At 62.3% G+C, this 16,603-nt stretch carries 14 protein-coding genes and 2 pseudogenes; 3 read left to right on the forward strand and 13 right to left on the reverse strand.

The window, feature by feature from the left end; translation table 11 throughout:
- Positions 1 to 125 precede the first annotated feature (125 nt).
- Positions 126 to 827, forward strand: coding sequence for an SGNH hydrolase domain-containing protein (locus ASE50_RS00280; RefSeq protein ID WP_268794906.1), 702 nt, complete (start codon positions 126 to 128; stop codon positions 825 to 827).
- A gap of 560 nt (positions 828 to 1,387) precedes the next feature.
- On the opposite strand, the gene ASE50_RS00285 is transcribed toward ASE50_RS00280, so the two are convergent.
- The 9 genes and pseudogenes from ASE50_RS00285 to ASE50_RS00320 all read right to left on the reverse strand — a co-directional run bounded on the left by ASE50_RS00285 (position 1,388) and on the right by ASE50_RS00320 (position 10,762).
- The gene (locus ASE50_RS00285; RefSeq protein ID WP_082438689.1) at positions 1,388 to 3,133 is read right to left on the reverse strand and encodes a flotillin family protein; all 1,746 of its coding nucleotides are present in this window, start codon (positions 3,131 to 3,133) and stop codon (positions 1,388 to 1,390) included.
- A gap of 23 nt (positions 3,134 to 3,156) precedes the next feature.
- Complete coding sequence (locus tag ASE50_RS00290) at positions 3,157 to 3,777, reverse strand: OB-fold-containig protein (RefSeq protein WP_056394179.1); 621 nt, start codon at positions 3,775 to 3,777, stop codon at positions 3,157 to 3,159.
- 517 nt (positions 3,778 to 4,294) lie between these two features.
- Positions 4,295 to 4,422, reverse strand: a pseudogene (locus ASE50_RS19315) (integrase); the annotation flags it as partial.
- Positions 4,423 to 4,555: 133 nt separating this feature from the next.
- Entirely contained in the window at positions 4,556 to 5,470 is a 915-nt protein-coding gene (locus ASE50_RS00295) for an intradiol ring-cleavage dioxygenase (RefSeq protein WP_056394182.1), read from the reverse strand.
- 96 nt (positions 5,471 to 5,566) lie between these two features.
- Complete coding sequence (locus ASE50_RS00300) at positions 5,567 to 6,826, reverse strand: sensor histidine kinase (RefSeq protein WP_056394185.1); 1,260 nt, start codon at positions 6,824 to 6,826, stop codon at positions 5,567 to 5,569.
- On the reverse strand, positions 6,823 to 7,566 hold the full coding sequence (locus ASE50_RS00305) for a response regulator (protein WP_156347233.1): 744 nt from the start codon (positions 7,564 to 7,566) through the stop codon (positions 6,823 to 6,825). Before ASE50_RS00305 ends, ASE50_RS00300 begins: the two co-directional genes overlap by 4 nt.
- Before the next feature lie 373 nt (positions 7,567 to 7,939).
- Positions 7,940 to 8,932: a glycosyl hydrolase gene (locus ASE50_RS00310; protein ID WP_156347234.1), complete on the reverse strand. Its 993-nt coding sequence runs from the start codon at positions 8,930 to 8,932 to the stop codon at positions 7,940 to 7,942.
- 241 nt (positions 8,933 to 9,173) lie between these two features.
- Positions 9,174 to 10,319, reverse strand: a complete 1,146-nt coding sequence (locus ASE50_RS00315) for an LLM class flavin-dependent oxidoreductase (RefSeq protein ID WP_235512060.1) — start codon at positions 10,317 to 10,319, stop codon at positions 9,174 to 9,176.
- Complete coding sequence (locus ASE50_RS00320; RefSeq protein ID WP_162236154.1) at positions 10,238 to 10,762, reverse strand: carboxylesterase family protein; 525 nt, start codon at positions 10,760 to 10,762, stop codon at positions 10,238 to 10,240. Before ASE50_RS00320 ends, ASE50_RS00315 begins: the two co-directional genes overlap by 82 nt.
- Before the next feature lie 570 nt (positions 10,763 to 11,332).
- Between ASE50_RS00320 and ASE50_RS18415 the strand changes: the two genes are divergently transcribed.
- Positions 11,333 to 11,497, forward strand: a complete 165-nt coding sequence (locus tag ASE50_RS18415; protein ID WP_156347235.1) for a hypothetical protein — start codon at positions 11,333 to 11,335, stop codon at positions 11,495 to 11,497.
- Here ASE50_RS18415 and ASE50_RS19720 read toward each other — a convergent pair.
- Genes ASE50_RS19720 through ASE50_RS18050 form a run of 4 tightly spaced genes read right to left on the reverse strand, consistent with a single transcriptional unit; the run spans position 11,494 to position 15,428 of the window.
- Entirely contained in the window at positions 11,494 to 12,054 is a 561-nt protein-coding gene (locus ASE50_RS19720) for a spore coat U domain-containing protein (RefSeq protein WP_082438692.1), read from the reverse strand. The genes ASE50_RS18415 and ASE50_RS19720 overlap by 4 nt on opposite strands.
- The gene (locus tag ASE50_RS00325; protein ID WP_056394194.1) at positions 11,963 to 14,215 is read right to left on the reverse strand and encodes a fimbria/pilus outer membrane usher protein; all 2,253 of its coding nucleotides are present in this window, start codon (positions 14,213 to 14,215) and stop codon (positions 11,963 to 11,965) included. The genes ASE50_RS19720 and ASE50_RS00325 overlap by 92 nt, the downstream gene beginning before the upstream one ends.
- Before the next feature lie 10 nt (positions 14,216 to 14,225).
- Positions 14,226 to 14,978, reverse strand: a complete 753-nt coding sequence (locus ASE50_RS00330; RefSeq protein ID WP_162236143.1) for a molecular chaperone — start codon at positions 14,976 to 14,978, stop codon at positions 14,226 to 14,228.
- A gap of 9 nt (positions 14,979 to 14,987) precedes the next feature.
- Complete coding sequence (locus ASE50_RS18050; protein ID WP_082450981.1) at positions 14,988 to 15,428, reverse strand: spore coat U domain-containing protein; 441 nt, start codon at positions 15,426 to 15,428, stop codon at positions 14,988 to 14,990.
- A gap of 503 nt (positions 15,429 to 15,931) precedes the next feature.
- Between ASE50_RS18050 and ASE50_RS19320 the strand changes: the two are divergent.
- Positions 15,932 to 16,292, forward strand: a pseudogene (locus ASE50_RS19320) (transposase); the annotation flags it as partial.
- Between the last annotated feature and the right edge of the window lie 311 nt (positions 16,293 to 16,603).

Consider the following 16,603-nt stretch of genomic DNA (forward strand, 5'->3'; position numbering starts at 1 on the left):
TGTCGTATAAACGGGGTATGCGCGTTAACGACGACTTCAATCCACGACGTCGTTTTACCGTGCCAAGCAGTCGGGCGCAGGTGGTAATTTTGGTGATTTCACTCCTTGTTTGAGTGGTAAGGCAGATGGCAATCCTGGCTACGACGTGCTGGTATAGACGAGACTCCCACGCCGATCATATGATGCCTGAAATCGAAGACGCAGCTTTTCATTCCAGATTGATAGTACGGCAACCTACGATATCTAAGTGTAGCCCACTTTCGAAGTACATCGATTACACCGAGATGTTTGGGGCCGGCGCAAAGATTTATAAAGCCGGGCTTGAAGAGGCGGCAACACAACGCGGTCTCGATCCGATCGTTGTCAGTTCGAGTTGGGCCACAGCACTTCCGGCAATGTACGAAACGGTCGTGCATCATAGCGACGTCGAGACCGAGCGCCTCCTCGCGAATGCCTTACGCTCCGTCCTTGATCATATTAGCAGTAAGGTTCCGCATAAGCAGATCGTGCCTATCGGGACGACCCCGATGTTTGACTTGGCACTCCCGCGATGTTTTGCGCGGGAGACAAAACTGGGAACCAGCGGAACCTGCGCCGAACGCGTTCCTACCGATGACCAATGGGGACCGGTCGCTGATCGGATTATCGCCAAGATGGCGGGCGAGGACATCACGGTGGTTTTACCACGTCATGCGTTCTGTCGCGGAAGGTTTTGTGAAACCCGGCTGAACGGCAACATCCTGTATTACGACGATGATCACCTGTCGGTTGCCGGCTCGAAGGTCGCCAGGCTGTTGATTATGGCAGCGTTGCGCAAGCACATCTAACTGGATTTGCGGGCGGGGGGGCGTCAAACCAGACACGCTGGCTGGATAGGCGGGGCTAACCGACGAGCACAAGGTGAAGGCATTGATGATAAGGGCGCTCTTCTTGCGCGAACCAATGGTGATCGGAAGCTTCAACGCCGAGCAGTGGCTTCGCTTAGCGTAGAGCGCAGAATCGAAGACGTTCCACTTCGTCGCGCGGGTCTGCGGCACCTGGAGCTCGGCGCGGACACAGGCCGCCGATCTTACGTTCGCGCGGTTCAACCAGCTCGCGAGGGATCAAATACAAGAGGAATAGACTCCAGTTCGCTCTTCGCGGAAACCCGCTACGTTACCTGAACAAATGTCGGAAGCTGAGAAGACAACAGCGATCGCTGAACGACCGCAAGCGGGTCGAATAAGCCTCCATCGCAGTAACGCCGATCCGATCCCGACGTCGGCCTCGTTGACCAACACTTCGGTAAGCGCCGCTTCGATCGCGATGCACGCCCCGTCGTCGATCACTCAGCGGAAGCACTGTGCCCCGTTTCGCTCGAATCATAGCTCCCTGCCAGTCAGCACCGTCACGCGGTGGCATCGCCTTTTGTGTTGCCACCGTTAAGTGCGGCCGGTTGCTTGCGTTGTGACTGCACGGCGGCACCATTGGCGAGCGCACTGTCCGATCCGCTTCCCGCCAACATGCCGTTGAGCGACCCGCCCGCCATACCGAGTTCGGCCATCAGCCCGTCGATCAGCGGACCGCCGACGCGGTAGCGCATCGCGGCGGCAACAGCGGCATCGGCGAGGTTCGTATGGCCGCTGCCGGACGACTCCGATCCCGGGGCGTCGCCGTGCAGGCCGCGGGCGTCGAGGATGCTGATCTTGTCGATATTCTCCATGGGCTTGCTGGCGGCTGCGATGATCGCGGGCAGGGCGTCGAGCATCGCCCTGCGGATGAGCAGCGCGGTCTGGCTGTCGCTCAGCAGGTTGGTCGCTTCGTTGAGCGAGGCCTGACCGGCGGCATCGACCTTGAACGCCGCCTCGCGGCCCTCGGCGCGGGCCTTTTCGGCATCGGCCTCGGCGGTGGCTTCGGTGCGCAGCGCGCTCGCCCGGGCTTCGGCGGCTTCCTTTTCGGCGGTGGCGGCGACGGTGATCTGCACCGCTTCCTCCTGCGCGCGCTGGGTGGCGGCGATGACGGCGACGTTCTTGTTGCGGTTGGCGATCTCGGTCGCCTTGGCGGTGGCGACGCTTTCCTCGGCCCGTACGGCGAGTGCGCGCGCTTCGTTGGCGGCGGCCGTCGCGGTCGATTCCTCCTCGGATTTCTGCGCCGTCTGCACCGCCGTCGTGATGCGCGCGATCTCGATCGTACGGTCGCGCTCGATTGTCGCGGTCTGGATCGCGCCGTCGCGTGCGATGGTGGCGGTCTGGATGATCTTGTCGGCCTCGGTCTGCGCAACCGTCTGCGCCTGGGTGGCGGTGATGCGCGCGATCTCGGCGAGGCGGGTCTGTTCGGCCGCCGCGGTGGCGATGGCGGTTGCCTGTTCGGCGCGGCGGGCGGACAGCGTCTGTTCCTGTGTCAGCCGCGCCTGTTCCGCGGCCTGTGCGATTTCGAGCGACTGGTTGTTCGCCTCGAGGTTGCGCTGTTCGATCTCGACGCGGTTGGTCGCGACGATGTCGTTGCGGATCTTCTTGCGCTCTTCGATCGTGCGGGTGAGCACCGTCAGACCCTCGGCATCGAAGGCGTTGTTCTCGTTGAAATGCTCGAACGCGGTCTGGTCGAAATGCGTAATGCTGACCGATTCCAGCTGAAAGCCGTTCATGTCGAGGTCGGTCATCAGCGCCTCCTGAACCTTCTGGATGAAGTCGGCCCGGTTGGCGTGAAGATGCTCCATCGTCATCGTGGCCGCGACCGAACGCAGCGCGGACACGAGCTTGCCGTCGAGCAGCGACTTCACCGCATCGGGGCTGTTGACCGAGTCCCCCAGCGTCTGTGCGGCGGCGGCGATCGATTCGGCGTCGGGCTTCACCTTGATATGGAACAGGCCGACGACGTCGACGCGCAGCTTGTCGAGCGTGATCAGCGCGTCCTTGTTAAGGCGCGAGACCTCCAGCTTCACCGTGGTCAGGCGGACCTGCATGAGTTCGTGGAGCACGGGAATGACCATGATGCCGCCGTTCAGTACCACCTTCTCGCCGCCGAAACCGGTACGGATCAGCGCCACGTCCTTGGTCGCGCGGCGGTACAGCCGGGTCAGGATGATGCCGATCACGACGAGCGCGATCAGGACGATGCCGGCGTAGATCAGGATGTTCAGAAGCGATGCAGGCATGGATGGCCTCCCCCGTTATGGTGTCAAATGGCGTGAAGCAGCGCGTCGGTATCCGGCAGCGCGTAGAACAGCGCACCCTCGCGGCGGACGAGCAGGGCAATTTCGCCCTGCGCGATGCTGTCGGTGTCGTGATGCGGCTCGACCATGACGAAATGCGCCTGGCCATGATGGTCAATGACCTTCGCACGGGCGGGCTGGCCGCGCTGGGCCGTACCTTCGAGAATAGTGCCCCGGCGGCGAAGCAGGTCGGTGCTGGAGATCACCGTCGTCTCAAAGCCGGGCATCAGCAGCGCGAGGCCGTTGGCGGCCAAGATATTGAGCAGGCCGCCGCCTACCACCGCGCCGCCGACCGCAAGGCTCCAATGAAGCGGCACACCTAGCAACGTGGTCGCGACCTGCTGCACCGCGATGCCGACGAGCGTGAAGCACCCGAGCAGCGAGGTCAGCCAGATCAGCACCGGCAATTCGCCGCCGAGACCCAGCCAGTCGAGTACGCCGCCACTCTCGCCGTCCATCGCCAAATCGCCGTCAAGGTCGAGATGGCCTAGGCCCAGCCCGATGGCTTCGATCAGGCCGATCCCGATCATCACGACGAAGGCGATTGCGAACGGCGCATAGGCCGGCGTCAGGAAGATCTCGAACATCAGCGCTGAGCGGGCGATAGCGCGCCGCGCGGCTGTGGCATTCCGATTTGGCCGATGCGGTCCATGCTATATTGCTCCCCGGACCGCAGGCTATACGCAGCATCGTTTGGCTGCAACGAAGACCGATGGAGACGCGACCAGTTTTGCGGGGATCAGCGTCGGCCTCCCACTATCGGCTTCTCGTCGATGTCGAGCCGCGGGCGGTGTTGCCTGGGGCGGTCAGCATCGTCGAACGATGCGCGCCGGGGAGAGCGGCAGACAGCGTGCGAAGCGATCGGCTGCAACAAGATGTCTCGACGATTGCACGAGTTGCACATGATCGAGCGGCATCATCGATCCCGGCAACAACTGGCCTGCTGGGCATTCTCCCGCGAATCGGCCTGAAGGCCAGAGGTGCCGGAGCCGCGCGCTCCCGATAGCGAAGCCTGCCACGTCAACCCTACCATGGTTCGAGATGAATGATCGTCCGAAGCTGAGGAGAGACAAACGAAGTCCGAGTGACCGCATGTGGGTCTGCTCAGACCTCCGTTCGTTCGGCAATTCCAAAGCGTTCTCTACATCGACGCCTAGATAGCGCACGGTGCTATCGATCTTTGCGTGACCGAGGAAAATCTGAACGGCGCGCAGATTACCGGTCGCCTTGTAGTCGGTGCCAATAACGTAATCGATCGCAGCGCGTCCGCAGGTTGGAAACGTGGCGAACGCCTCATCATTCGGACACACTCGCAATCGTCCGATACCGACGACCGCAACGGCGCTGCCCGATGTTAAGTTTGAGTCAGCGTGCCAATCCGATGATCGCTGTGCCAACATAGCCTTCAGTAACCGATCCGGTCAGTGCAGGTGTCTGTTGCGCGATCTGCGCGGCAGTATTGTCGCCGAAGACATTGTCGTTAGCGGTCGACACGCGCGAATAGTTTGCGACGCTGCTGCTGTAGAGTGCCGAGCCGCTGTAGATCGCGCTGCATGCCGCCGTTGGCATCGCGAGCTGCGAGGTGAGCGACGCAAACCGCCCGCTGGTCGCCACCGCCGCGCTCGAGAATATTTCGAAATGCATGTGCGGGAAACGACCGGCATAGCAGCCGGGAAAGATGGTGGTGAAGGTCACCTGCCCATTGGCGTCGGTGACCAGCGCCCCGCGCAGCCAGCTTTCTCCTGGCACGTCGTACAGCGAATAGCGGCCCTGCGCATCGCAATGCCATAGGTACACCAGATAGCCGGCGAGGGGCGCACAGGCGGCGTTCACGTTGACAACGGTCAGCGTCAGCTTGAGCGCGACCCCCGACGCCGTAGTTGTCGATCCGTTCAGAAAGCTCGACCGAATGTCACTGCGGACGACGCCGCTTGCAGTCAGCACGTTCGAGGTCGATCCGTTCGACGTATTGGTCCCGTCCGCCGGATAGGGGCCGCCGGTTTCGGTCGGATCGACGAGGCACGCACCGGTTGTCGGGGTCGTGGTGGCGGTAGCGGTGGGGGTTGGCGTGGCTGTCGGCGTGGGCGTTGCGGTAGCGGTGGTCGCAACGGTGCCACTGCTGCTCCCGCTTGAATCGCTGCCGCATCCGGTCAGAAGTGCTGCGGTGCCCGCGCCGGCGAAGAGGCGCAGCGCGCGGCGGCGATCCGTGATCGCGGCGATCACCTTCAGGTCGTGGGCAAGGCCCAGGTCATGGTCTTCGATCGTGTGGTGCTGTGGCACGGGGCGTCTCCTTGTTCGTGCCCATGCCCTGAACCCCGAACCGCTCCGCAATATTGCACCGGGTCACGGTGATGTTGCAGCCTGTTGCAATCCGGTTCAGACGCGCGGCAGCACGACTTCGACCCGCCCGCCACGCTCGCCATGGCCAAGGATAACGCGCCCGCCATGGGCTTCGGTCAGCGACCGGACGATCGCCAGGCCGAGCCCGGTGCCGCCGGTCGCGCGATTGCGCGACGGATCGCCGCGCACGAACGGTTCGAACAGCCGGTCGCCCAACGCCGGATCGAACCCTGGGCCATGATCGTCGATGCGGACCGTCACCGCATCCTCGCCGACCTGCCAGTCGACATGCCCTGCGTGACCGTAGCGCACCGCATTCTCGACCAGATTGGCAAACAGGCGCCGCAGGCCTGCCGGATCGCCGCGCACCAGCACGCGCGGGCCATCATCGATGGTCACCGGCACACCAGCGCTGGCCAGATCGTCGACGAGCGCGTCAAGAACGCTACTCAAATCGACAGTGACATAGCCGGCATGGCGTTCGTCGCGGGCGAAGCGGAGCACGTCGCCCAGCATCGCGCGCATTTCCTCGATATCGGCGACGGCGCGTAGCCGGGCGGTTTCGGGAAGTTGTTCGATCCAATAGGCGATGCGCGACAAAGGAGTACCCAAATCGTGCGCTATCGCAGCCAGCATAGCGGTGCGGTTGTCGGCATGACCGGCAAGCCGCTCGTGCATTGCCGTGAGTTCCGCGCTCAACAGCCGGACTTCGCGCGGGCCATCGACCGGTGGTGGAGCGATGCCCGGTCGGGCCGCTCGCGCGCCCTGCGCCAGATCGCGTAGTGGCCGGGCGATCGCGCGTATGATCCACCACGCGATCATCGCCATGCCCAGCATTGCCGCTGCCATCCCGCCGAGTGTCACCGACAGCCAGTGCCGGAACAGCCGATCGGGTGCGCTTCGCACGACGCGCCAGCGCTTGCCGTCGTGCCAACCCAAGGTGAAACCGCCCCGCAATGCTTCGCTGCCCCCAAGCTCCGGTTCGGCGTAATAGCCCCGCATTTCGCCGCCCCCGATCATCCGCTGCAATCGTGCGTCGCGATCGGGATCGGGTCCTTCGCCGTCGCGCGGGATCGGCGCGCTGCCGGTCGATACGATCAGATCGGCCTCCCCAGCGCCGGGCAGCGGCATGCCGCGCAGGGCAGCGACGGCATCGCGCAACGCTACCGGGGCGGGGCGGGGCGGCGGTCCGGCGAAGGTTATCGCGAACGTCACTGCCGTCGCTACGGTGATGGCGGCGATGACCAGCAGAAAGATGGGCACCGCGATAGACGGCACCGGGCGCGGCTGACTCATCCGCGAGTGACTTCGGCGGTGAACAAATAGCCTTCGTTGCGGATGGTGCGGATCAGCTCCTCGCTACCCTCGCGAGCGAGCCTGCGCCGCAACCGGCTCATCTGTACATCGATCGCGCGGTCGAAATGCTCGGCATTCACGCCGCGCGACAGGTCGAGCAACTGATCGCGGCTCAACACCCGCCGGGGATGTTCGATCAGCGCCAGCAAAAGGCGGAACTCGCCATCGGACAGGTTGATCGCGACATCTTCCGGATCGAACAGTTGCCGCCCGGTGGTATCGAGCCGCCATCCGGCGAACCGGTGATAGTGACGCGCCGGAGTGGCGGCGCTGGACGTTTCACTTCCCGCCGCGCGGCGCAGGACGGACCGCACCCGCGCCAGCAACTCGCGTGGGTTGGCAGGCTTCGCGATATAGTCGTCCGCCCCCAGTTCCAGCCCGACGATCCGGTCGATATCGGTACCGATTACCGACTGGATGATAACCGACGGTCCCTTCGAACGGTCCATCGACCGCAGGATCGATAGTCCATCCTCGCCCGGCATCATGACGTCGAGGACGATGAGGTCATATGGTCGTGCTGCCATCGCCGCCCGCATCGCCGCTCCGTCGGCGGCGGTATCGACCTGATAGCCATGACCATGCAGGAACGCCGCGGTCAGCTCGCGAATGCCGGCATCGTCATCGACGATCAGCAGAGCGGTGGTCAGATGCCCGTTTCCCATTGCAGTTTGCAGCATGTCCTCCATCGACCAGAGTACGGTAGCCGAAAGATCTCCAAACCGACACATATTGCGACAAACAACGAAAATTTGCCGTTCTTCGCAGATTCTTGGATGGTCTGCTTTCCAATCGGCAATATGCTTTGGGTTCAGTCTGACCGTCCCGGTCAGCTAACAGGGATTTCGTTCAATCAATGCCGTTCGGAGAGAAGCTAAACGAGCGTCCGAGCCTGGAAAGCCGGACGGGCAGTACGAATAGACAAGTTTAGGTTAAATCATCAGAATTACTAACAGGCGGTCGATCTGGATATATTCTTACGTCTAGATGGCGCTGTTGCAGAAACGGTTGTCTTTATGTGGTTCTTGCTTCTACGCTCCTGTGCATCATCGGCTACCGTTGATTTTGGAAGCCTGCCTCGTCCTTCGTGAGGTATCGTTCGGACGCATAGTAGCTTCGAAGTTGCTCGGCGGTGTTCTGATCGGCGCCCTTCAGCCAGCGGGTATGCCAGGTCAGGAACCACAGCCAGTCCGCCGTCGGCCCCAGCCCGGCGGGATCCGGAATCGGACCATTCTCGTGAAGACAGATGGGCACGGTGTCGCGCACGATCTGCTTCACCTGACCGAACATGGGAGCCAGTGCGCCGTGGTCGTCAGCGTAAATGTCGGCACCAGCGATGTCGACATACGCCCGGCCAGGATAATAGGCCGCGTCGACGTTCTGCCCAGCCCAGCCCAGCACCCAGATCAGATTGTCGAGCTGCATCGACCGCGTATACGTGTCGTACATCAGCTGCCAGAGCGCCCGGAAAGCATCCGGGCCGTGCTTGCCCCACCAGAACCAGTCACCGCTGAATTCGTGGAACGGACGCCACAGCACGGGAACGCGCTGGTCGCGCAACTTGGCCAACAGCGCCCCGATCTCCTTCATTTGAGCCATCATTGCCCGGTTCTGCGGCGTGCCAAGGGTCAGCGCGCGGGCGACGTCGAAATCCTTCTTGCTGTTCTCATACCCCGTACCGATGTCCGGCGCCCCCCAATGCCAACAGATCGAGACGATGCCGCCCGAGCGATGCCACTCGGCTGCGCGTGCGTTGACGCCGGCATTGTCCTGCGGGTGAATATAATCGAGCCCAAGTACGGCCGGCAGCTTGCCCGTCTGCCGTTCGATGTACGATAACTCGTCACGCTCGCTGCCGGGCGACTCCTGCTGGCCGGTGAGCGTCTTGCGGCCGTAGATCGACCAAAGATACCGGTAGAGCGATCGTGCCTCGGCCGAGGCGGATCGGTTGCTCAAGGTGCGTTTCGGCACGGCGGCTCCGGCGTGCCCGGCAAACCCCAGCGTCGCCACGCCGCCTACCACCAGTTCGCGCCTGCTCAAGATCATCCCATTCTCTCCGTCGCGATCCGCTATCATCGGCAAAATGACTTATCGATCCCGTCGATCCGGGCACCTATCGGCAGGCATTTCCCAAAGCTCGCTTCCGGGCAAGTACGGGGTCGCTCGTCGAACCTCAATAAACGGATGTCCGAAGCTGGGCAGGCGGCTTCGAATGTCTGGATGTGGGGCGTAGCGCACCACGTACGGACATGATGCGCCCTAACCCGGCAAGAAGCCAAATGGATGCTTATGTCCTGGGAAGTGGCGCATGATCGATCCGCGGCAGAACGTGGCGGGCAAACAGATCCGCTTCAGCCTGATGCGGGTACCCCGACAGGATAAAGGCGTCGATACCAAGATCACGGTACATCTGCAGCTTTGCCAGGACCTGATCCGGATCGCCGACGATCGCCGCGCCGCATCCAGACCGCGCACGACCGATGCCGGTCCATAGATTGTCTTCGGCATAGCCGTCGCCGCCGGCACCCTCCCGCAGCGCCGTTTGCGCCGCGACGCCGGGCGAGCGTGCGTCAAGCGAGCGTGCCCGTATCGCGGCACCCTGCGCGACGTCCAGTCGCGAGAGCAAACGGTCCGCAGCGGCCCGAGCCTCGGCCTCGCTTTCGCGAACGACGACATGGGCACGGTAGCCGAAGCGTAGCGTCCGTCCATAACGGGCAGCACGTTCGGTCAGGTCGGCGATGATCGCCGCAACATTGTCGCGCGTGTCAGGCCACATCAGATATACGTCGCATTCGCGCGCGGCAGCGTCGCGCGCGTCCGGCGACAGGCCGCCGAAATAGAGCAGCGGCGCCCGGCCGGACATGGTGGTGATGCGCGGCGGATCGACCTTCAGCTTCCAGAACGCTCCATCATGATCGAGCGGTTCGCCGTTCAGCAGCGTGCGAAGGATGCGCATCGCCTCGACGGTACGGGCGTAGCGCGGGCCGGACGGGAGGGTTTCGCCTGGGAGGTCGGACGAGATGATGTTGATATTCAACCGGCCGCCCAGCATCCGGTCGATCGTCGCGATCTGCCGGGCGAGCTGCGGTGGCCAGCTTTCGCCGATGCGAACGGCCATCAGCAACGCAAGGCGGCGCAACATCGGCGCGATCGCAGCAGCGAAAGCTGTCGTATCGATGCCCAGCGCATAGCCCGACGGCAGGAGGATATTATCGTACCCACCGGTTTCGGCCTGCAGCACGATATCGCGGCAATGCTCCCAGCTAGACCGCAGCATGGGATCGGGCACGCCGAGAAATTCGTAATCGTCGTCGCACAGGGCGGAGAACCAACTGATTTCGCAAGGTTCGCTCACTTGCGTTCTTCCTTTGCCGTTCCGGGGTCGGGTATGCCGATCGCTGCGAGCCGGTCCATTGATGCGCGGTTGGGCCAAGTGCGTTGACGGACGCCATCGCCGAAAGCGACCATCTGCTCGCCGTTCGGATCGTAGCGCGGCCACGAGAGACCGAGCGCTTGCGTATTCGGGTTGCCGGTGGCGGCGAAGGCGACGATCGCCGCCTGCATCCTGCCGCCGAGCAAATGGTCTGCGGCAGTCCAGTTGCGCGTACGGCGAGGTCCGTTCAGGCTGTCGAAGGTATCGAGCCGATAGGGCACGTCGTCGGTATGATGGACAGCGGCGGTCGCTGGATCGAGATCGGAAAAGGCGACACCCGGCGTGTAGGAATGCCGGCGCTCGAAGACATAGGCATAGACCGGCGCGCGGCCATGTGCCGCCTGCATCCTGGCCCAGCTGCGCATCATCGTCGAAAAGCCGATGTCATGCGCGAGCGCACGGGCCGCGAAAGCGGCATCACGGTCGTTATTTGCCGGATACAGGCGCGATACCTCGTCGGCCCGATCGCCGAACCAATGAGGCTAGCCGGGCAGCGGCGCGGAGCGGTTGGGAACCGCCGGACGCTGACGTGAATGAGCGATCGGAGTTGGGAAGCGGGCAGGGCGCTTGGAGCGACCCCTACTGGGTCGGTATCACGAACGGAGAGGTCGACCGCTTTCGCACAATTGCAGATCAATCAAAGCCGGTACAAAATTCGGGCTATCGATGGAGCCGCGTTGATGAAAATTGATCGCGGTCGTCGGTCGATGGGTTTTGGCTTCGGACCCCTGAGTTTCTTACTACCGATGCCTATTGCCCTGCTGACACTACCTCAAAATCAGTCGCCTTGGGCGAAAGTGTTGGCATGAGCTGGCTTGCTACAGCAACTATTCTGTCCGGTATAAGGTTTGCTTACCGCCGTGATCGCTTCCTAGAAGATGACGGTTCTTCCGACCTTCTCCCGGGTATCAGCAACCGGCTTTACCTCATCCGTCACCCGGTGAGGCGGTGCTACGGCACTGCATCTCACGACTTCGGTGGTCAATACGGCGTTCGAAACGACACACCGATCGATGACGACGACGCTGACGGTCAGCGTTCCCGGCGCGGTTTCAGCCCACGCAGGTATACCAAAGGCTACCAGCCCCCCGGCGATCAAGCAGTGTAAAATGCGCAAAACAGCCCCCTTCACGGGCTGCTATACGCCGAACCTCCATTTCGGTTCCATCGTCATTTAATAAATAATGGTTACCACCGGCGTGTCAGAATAGGCACCGGGTTGCGCAGTTTGCCGAGCTGGAAGTCGAGCATAGACTGTCATTGGTTGCCGTGATCCAAAAAGGGACAATAGGTACAGGACACCGACACCTCCAGTTCCACCTATTCCGCTACCCCAGATACCGCTGAACCCAGGATCCGAATACAGATTGTATTGGAGGCGCTTCGAGCCGGATCTTAGTTCGCGCTGGGCGATGTTGCCGGACTGTCCCGCTGAAACGTCGATACGATAACCGAATGCGATGCAATCAACGACCGTACACGTACAGGCGACGTTGATTGTTCCAGTTGTCGTTAGCGGCGCAGTCTGCAGCGGATTGTAGACGCCAAACCTCACGGGCATCGTAGAAACCGTGCAGGAAACTGCGTCGGCCGTGGTCGGGTGCGAGCAGGCAAGTAGAGCCGCCGCTACTGCGAGCCGCTGCTTACAGCGGATGGCAAATAACCGCATCAGTGGTTCCCTGCTGAAAGCTGATACCGCAACGCTCTCCTCCCATCTCCACCTGGGCAGCAACATTCTGATCAATATCAGTCAGATAGGCAACCCCGTCATAGCCGATCATATCATCGGGATGCCCCGTGCGAATTAGGATCGACCCCATCGGCACCGGCTGTCCGTTGGGTAGCATGATGTGAATGGCCGCAGCGCGCACGCGACGAACCGGTAACCTAACGACAGCACCACCAGCGCCGCGCGTCCGCACAAGCACCTCGGCTTTGGCCGCCTCATGCTCGAAATCGATCCCGTCATAATCGAGCGCGATCCGCGCGATCGCATTGGCGGGAAGGTTGGGCAGGAAGAGGCTGCCATCCGAACGCGTCCGCCCGGCCGGGCGATTCTCGAGGCTGACGGCAATATCGGGCTGGCCGGTCTGTACGACGACGAAACTCTGCCCGACAGCGGTCGCCAGTTCGGGCCGTCCACCGACCCACAACGCCGCGCCCGAAGCGAACACCCGACCGGCAGCGCGGTGACGATCAATCTGGACGTCGCCACCAATCTCGCCTGAGCGCCCCCGAAAGGTCAGGCCGCCGCCGAGGGAGGTGGCGCGATCAGGCGTCATCGAGAGGGTAGTGCGCAAGTCGGTGCCTTGATCAACCTCACCGAACCGCGCCCAGCTCGCTTGTCCCGATAAGCCCTGGATGTTGTGGGATGCCTGGACAACCGCCGACGAGCGGTTCGATAGGGGTAAGGTAAGGCCAACCGCCGCCAACAGACCGGACTGCCGCGCCCGGGTTTCGACAACGTTGATGAAGGCGGACAATCGATCGCCGATGGGACGCGACCAGCTTGCCGCGATGATGCGGGTATTCGAACGCCGCGAATGCAGCACTGTAGCGGAAAGCGACAGCCCGCCAAGAATGGGTGAACGCCATGCGCCGCCGGCCTGAAGCGTCCAGTCGTCACCGACGAACCGTTGGTTCGCCAGCGTCTCGAACTTCCCGAAGCGCTTCTGCGCGACAACGAACGCAGACATGCGCGGATCGTCGCGCCGCAGCGAAATGGTCGCGTCCGCGCCCGTTGCGCCGTTCGAATGCGAGATGTCGCTGCTAATCATCATGATGCCGAACTCGCTCAGCTTCGAGGTCAGGCTAGTACCGGCAACCTGTACCGTTCCCGCCACGGCGAGCCGCCCCTCTGCGGTGAGCCTGTCGCTGATGCCGTGGCGAAGGGTGCCGGAGGCGAAGCCGGCACCATATCGATCGCCGGGGGCGAAGGCATTGCGCCGTAGCAGACCGACCTGGGCCGACATGGCCGTCAACCCGGGTCGCAGCAATTGACGCGAGCTGTAAAAGGATAGCTGCTGGACACTCTCGCGGCCCAGCGCGTCGCGGACCAGCAGCGAGACCTGCCCGGCACCGTCGACCATCGGCACGCCGGAGACGGCAAACTGGCCTGCCTTCACGTCCTGTGTCAGTCGACGAACGCCGTTTACGTACAGGTCCACCGTCGATGGCACGCCGTTACCACCGGTAAGTTGCGGCAGCGGCATCGTGACGAGGTCGGGCTGCAATGTGAAGTCCGTCGCAAGCTGGACGCCCGCTGCGCGAATAGCGCCATTGGCCGAACCGTCCGGGCCGATGAAATCACCGATCGTCAGCCGCTGGGTCGATCCGGGATTTTCGAACACATACCGCGTTTCCAGACGTCGGACGTCCAACGCGCGACGCTCCCGATTACGATTGACGAGCACGCCGCTCGAAACTGTACCGAAAGGGCCGAATAGCCGAAGCTCGCCGGTTGCGCCGATATTGCCGGTATCATCGCCATATGCCGAGTAGTTGAACAAGCCGCCCCATGCCGGGAATACGGCATCGGTCTGCGCCGAGGTAACGGCTATCTCGCTTCGACCCATCGCTGAAGGCGCAACCTCGATTTTGAGGATCTGCGTGGCCTGATCGAGGTGGTAGGCGAGGCCGGCAATGCTACGGAGGCGGACCGGGCCGTCGCCTGCTACCGCATCGATTCCGAGCATTTTCAGGTCGCTGGCACTCGCTGCCAGATCGTCTTCACTCCCGAACAGCTCAATGACGCTGCCGGTATCGACGCCGTTGACCCATGCCTGCGCGTAGGTTTCGCTGGCTGCGGGTTGTTCGGTGACGACGAGAGGAACCGCAGGTGCCAATGATCCGGGCGAAACGGCCAGGAGGCCGAGCGCAAGCAGAAGTCCGGCCATGACGCTATCATCACTGCGTCAGCAGAACGGATGCGCGTAAGAGCTTGCCGCTTTCCTGGACCGTGAGCGCCAGAGTTTTGGTAGGCGTGGTCGGCGTATAGGTCCACGACCGCTCCTGTCCGGCAAGGGCGTAGCCCGCGAGACCCGGCGCAATCACCACCGATTTCCCGCCGTCGTGCACCGCGAGTTCGACGAACTTGGCATGCACCGGTCCGCGGTTCCTGACGCTAATCGTGACCTGGTTCGTCTCTGGGTCCTGGCGTGCGTTCCATTCCAGCTGTTGGGTCCGAGCAACTCCTGCGGCCGGTGCGATGAATACGGGGAGGATCATGCGAACGGGAAGCTGCAGCTGTCCTGGCGCACCGGCCAGCGGCAACTGGTCGATGACCAGCCGATAGCTTCGCTCAATCGGACCCGCGGGTGCCTTGGCAACGACACGGACAGCCTGTGCGCCGCCTGCCTCAAGACGGAACAGCGGCGGACTAAACCCGGCATCCGTGGCGGGGGTGTAGACTTCTTCGTCATCTGCCATCGTCCAGCTGAAGAGCCGAACCTGAACCGTCACCGGACCATTGCCCGGATTGCTGACGATCGTAGAAGTACTCCGCGTCCCTTCGGCCAACGTCAGTTGCACTGGCGCGACCGACAGGCCGCCCCCCTGGGCAGCGCTACCCGCGGTCTGCGCCAGTACCGGCGATACTGGTGCGGACGAAAGCGCGAGGCCGAGCCAGACCAACGCCGACGAGACTAAAGCCGCTTTCACGATCAGGTCCTAGTAATAGACCGTGATCGGAACGGTGTCCGAATACACGTCTGCCGGCGCGCTCTGACCGGCGACGATCGAGCCATATACAGGGATCGAGTTGGCGGTCGCGCCAAGACCGGTCTGACCGATAAGGCGCTGTGCCGTGACGCTATTGCCAAAGCGCTGCGTACCGGCACCGTCCTGGAACAGGTTGTAAGCAAGATACTGCGCCTGGTTGGCACCCTTCATGCGACGTTGCGTGCCAGAGGCATTCGCACCATCGCTCAGACCAACCGAGAACGGAGTGCCCTGCGTACAGGTCACGTTTACGTTGACCCGCGTCGGCGTAGTGGTACCTGCCGCCGGATCGACTGTTCCGAAGGCAAGCGTCCCACTGCCAACAGCACAGGTCGATACAACCGTGACCTCAACGGTGAGGACACCACTCGCTGTCTGTGCAAACGCCATGGGCGTACCAGCCACCAAGCAAGTAGAAAGCGCAACTGCGCGAAAAACGTTTCGCAACTGATATACTCCGTGTCGAATCTCCATGTCTAAACAATGCCATAGCGGTATTAACGATGTATTTCGATGAACTATACAAATTGTCTCGTCAAAACTCGGTATGTATACGATCTACTTCGTACTTTTTATACATACAGAGCAAGGTTGATCTGCATCAACACCAGGAACGTTAGAATTTGTATCGTTGATGGCTGCGAACTTCGCCATTATTGTAACGGGCAGGGCTTGGACGTCAGTCTCTCATCGGCATTGGCAAGGTACCCACTCCGCCCGAAGATGCGGCGAAAGGTGGATGTGCGGAAACTTGTTGCGGGAGCGGCGTCGCTTTGTTGCAGTACGCGGCCTGACGGAGGCGAGCCCTTCCGGAACTGCGGCTTTCGATCGCTTGATCTTCCCGTGATTTGACGGACACCGATGACAGGCTCTGCGGAGCCAGGAGGTATAGGATGGCGATTACGACGAAGCGTCGGTTCACGGAGGAGTTCAAGCGCGAAGCGGTAGCGCTGTAGGAGACGAGCGGTCGGATGCAGACCGAGGTGGCCGTTGAGTTGGGGATCATGCCGACGATGCCGCGTCGCTGGCAGCGCAAGTTGCAGGAGAGTGGCACCCCGCCAGCGGATCAGGCGTCGGAGACCGCGCGGTTACGCCGCGGGTTGGACCGGACGCGAATGGAGCGCGACATCCTGAAAAAAAAACCTTTGGCATCCTCTCGACGATGGTCGAGACCGGCTTTGCGGAGATGCCGCGGGGAAGTTCGCTTTCATCGATCGGCATGCGTCCACCTGGCCGGTGAACGTGATGTGCCGCCGGGTATCTAACCTTCGAACAGGCCGAGCAGCAGGTAACCGGCTAACTCAGCGTGTCCGCTTTCGGAAAGCGGCGACCGGCACGATCGAACATCTGCATCGTCACCCCCCCCTTTCGCCGAAAGCCGGGTGGCGAGACGACGTGCCTCGACAGGATCTGCCGTGGTCAGAGGGACGATGATAGGACGGTCGACGATTTTCCGCAGGTGCAACCTGCGGCAATAGTGATAGCCCGCGCCACGCCACCGATAGGAAATCGAGGCCATATCCAAGTCTCGCCCGATCACCGGCGGCCTCTCATTCGGGCGGACG

Source organism: Sphingomonas sp. Leaf5, assembly GCF_001421155.1.
Taxonomy (GTDB): Bacteria; Pseudomonadota; Alphaproteobacteria; order Sphingomonadales; family Sphingomonadaceae; genus Sphingomonas.

Coding starts and splice junctions, on each gene's coding strand:
- ASE50_RS00280 (WP_268794906.1), top strand. CDS start 126: ATGGCAATCCTGGCTACGACGTGCTGGTATAGACGAGACTCCCACGCC.
- ASE50_RS00285 (WP_082438689.1), bottom strand. CDS start 3,133: ATGCCTGCATCGCTTCTGAACATCCTGATCTACGCCGGCATCGTCCTG.
- ASE50_RS00290 (WP_056394179.1), bottom strand. CDS start 3,777: ATGTTCGAGATCTTCCTGACGCCGGCCTATGCGCCGTTCGCAATCGCC.
- ASE50_RS00300 (WP_056394185.1), bottom strand. CDS start 6,826: ATGAGTCAGCCGCGCCCGGTGCCGTCTATCGCGGTGCCCATCTTTCTG.
- ASE50_RS00305 (WP_156347233.1), bottom strand. CDS start 7,566: ATGCTGCAAACTGCAATGGGAAACGGGCATCTGACCACCGCTCTGCTG.
- ASE50_RS00310 (WP_156347234.1), bottom strand. CDS start 8,932: ATGATCTTGAGCAGGCGCGAACTGGTGGTAGGCGGCGTGGCGACGCTG.
- ASE50_RS18415 (WP_156347235.1), top strand. CDS start 11,333: ATGACGACGACGCTGACGGTCAGCGTTCCCGGCGCGGTTTCAGCCCAC.
- ASE50_RS19720 (WP_082438692.1), bottom strand. CDS start 12,054: ATGTTGCTGCCCAGGTGGAGATGGGAGGAGAGCGTTGCGGTATCAGCT.
- ASE50_RS00325 (WP_056394194.1), bottom strand. CDS start 14,215: ATGGCCGGACTTCTGCTTGCGCTCGGCCTCCTGGCCGTTTCGCCCGGA.
- ASE50_RS18050 (WP_082450981.1), bottom strand. CDS start 15,428: ATGGCGTTTGCACAGACAGCGAGTGGTGTCCTCACCGTTGAGGTCACG.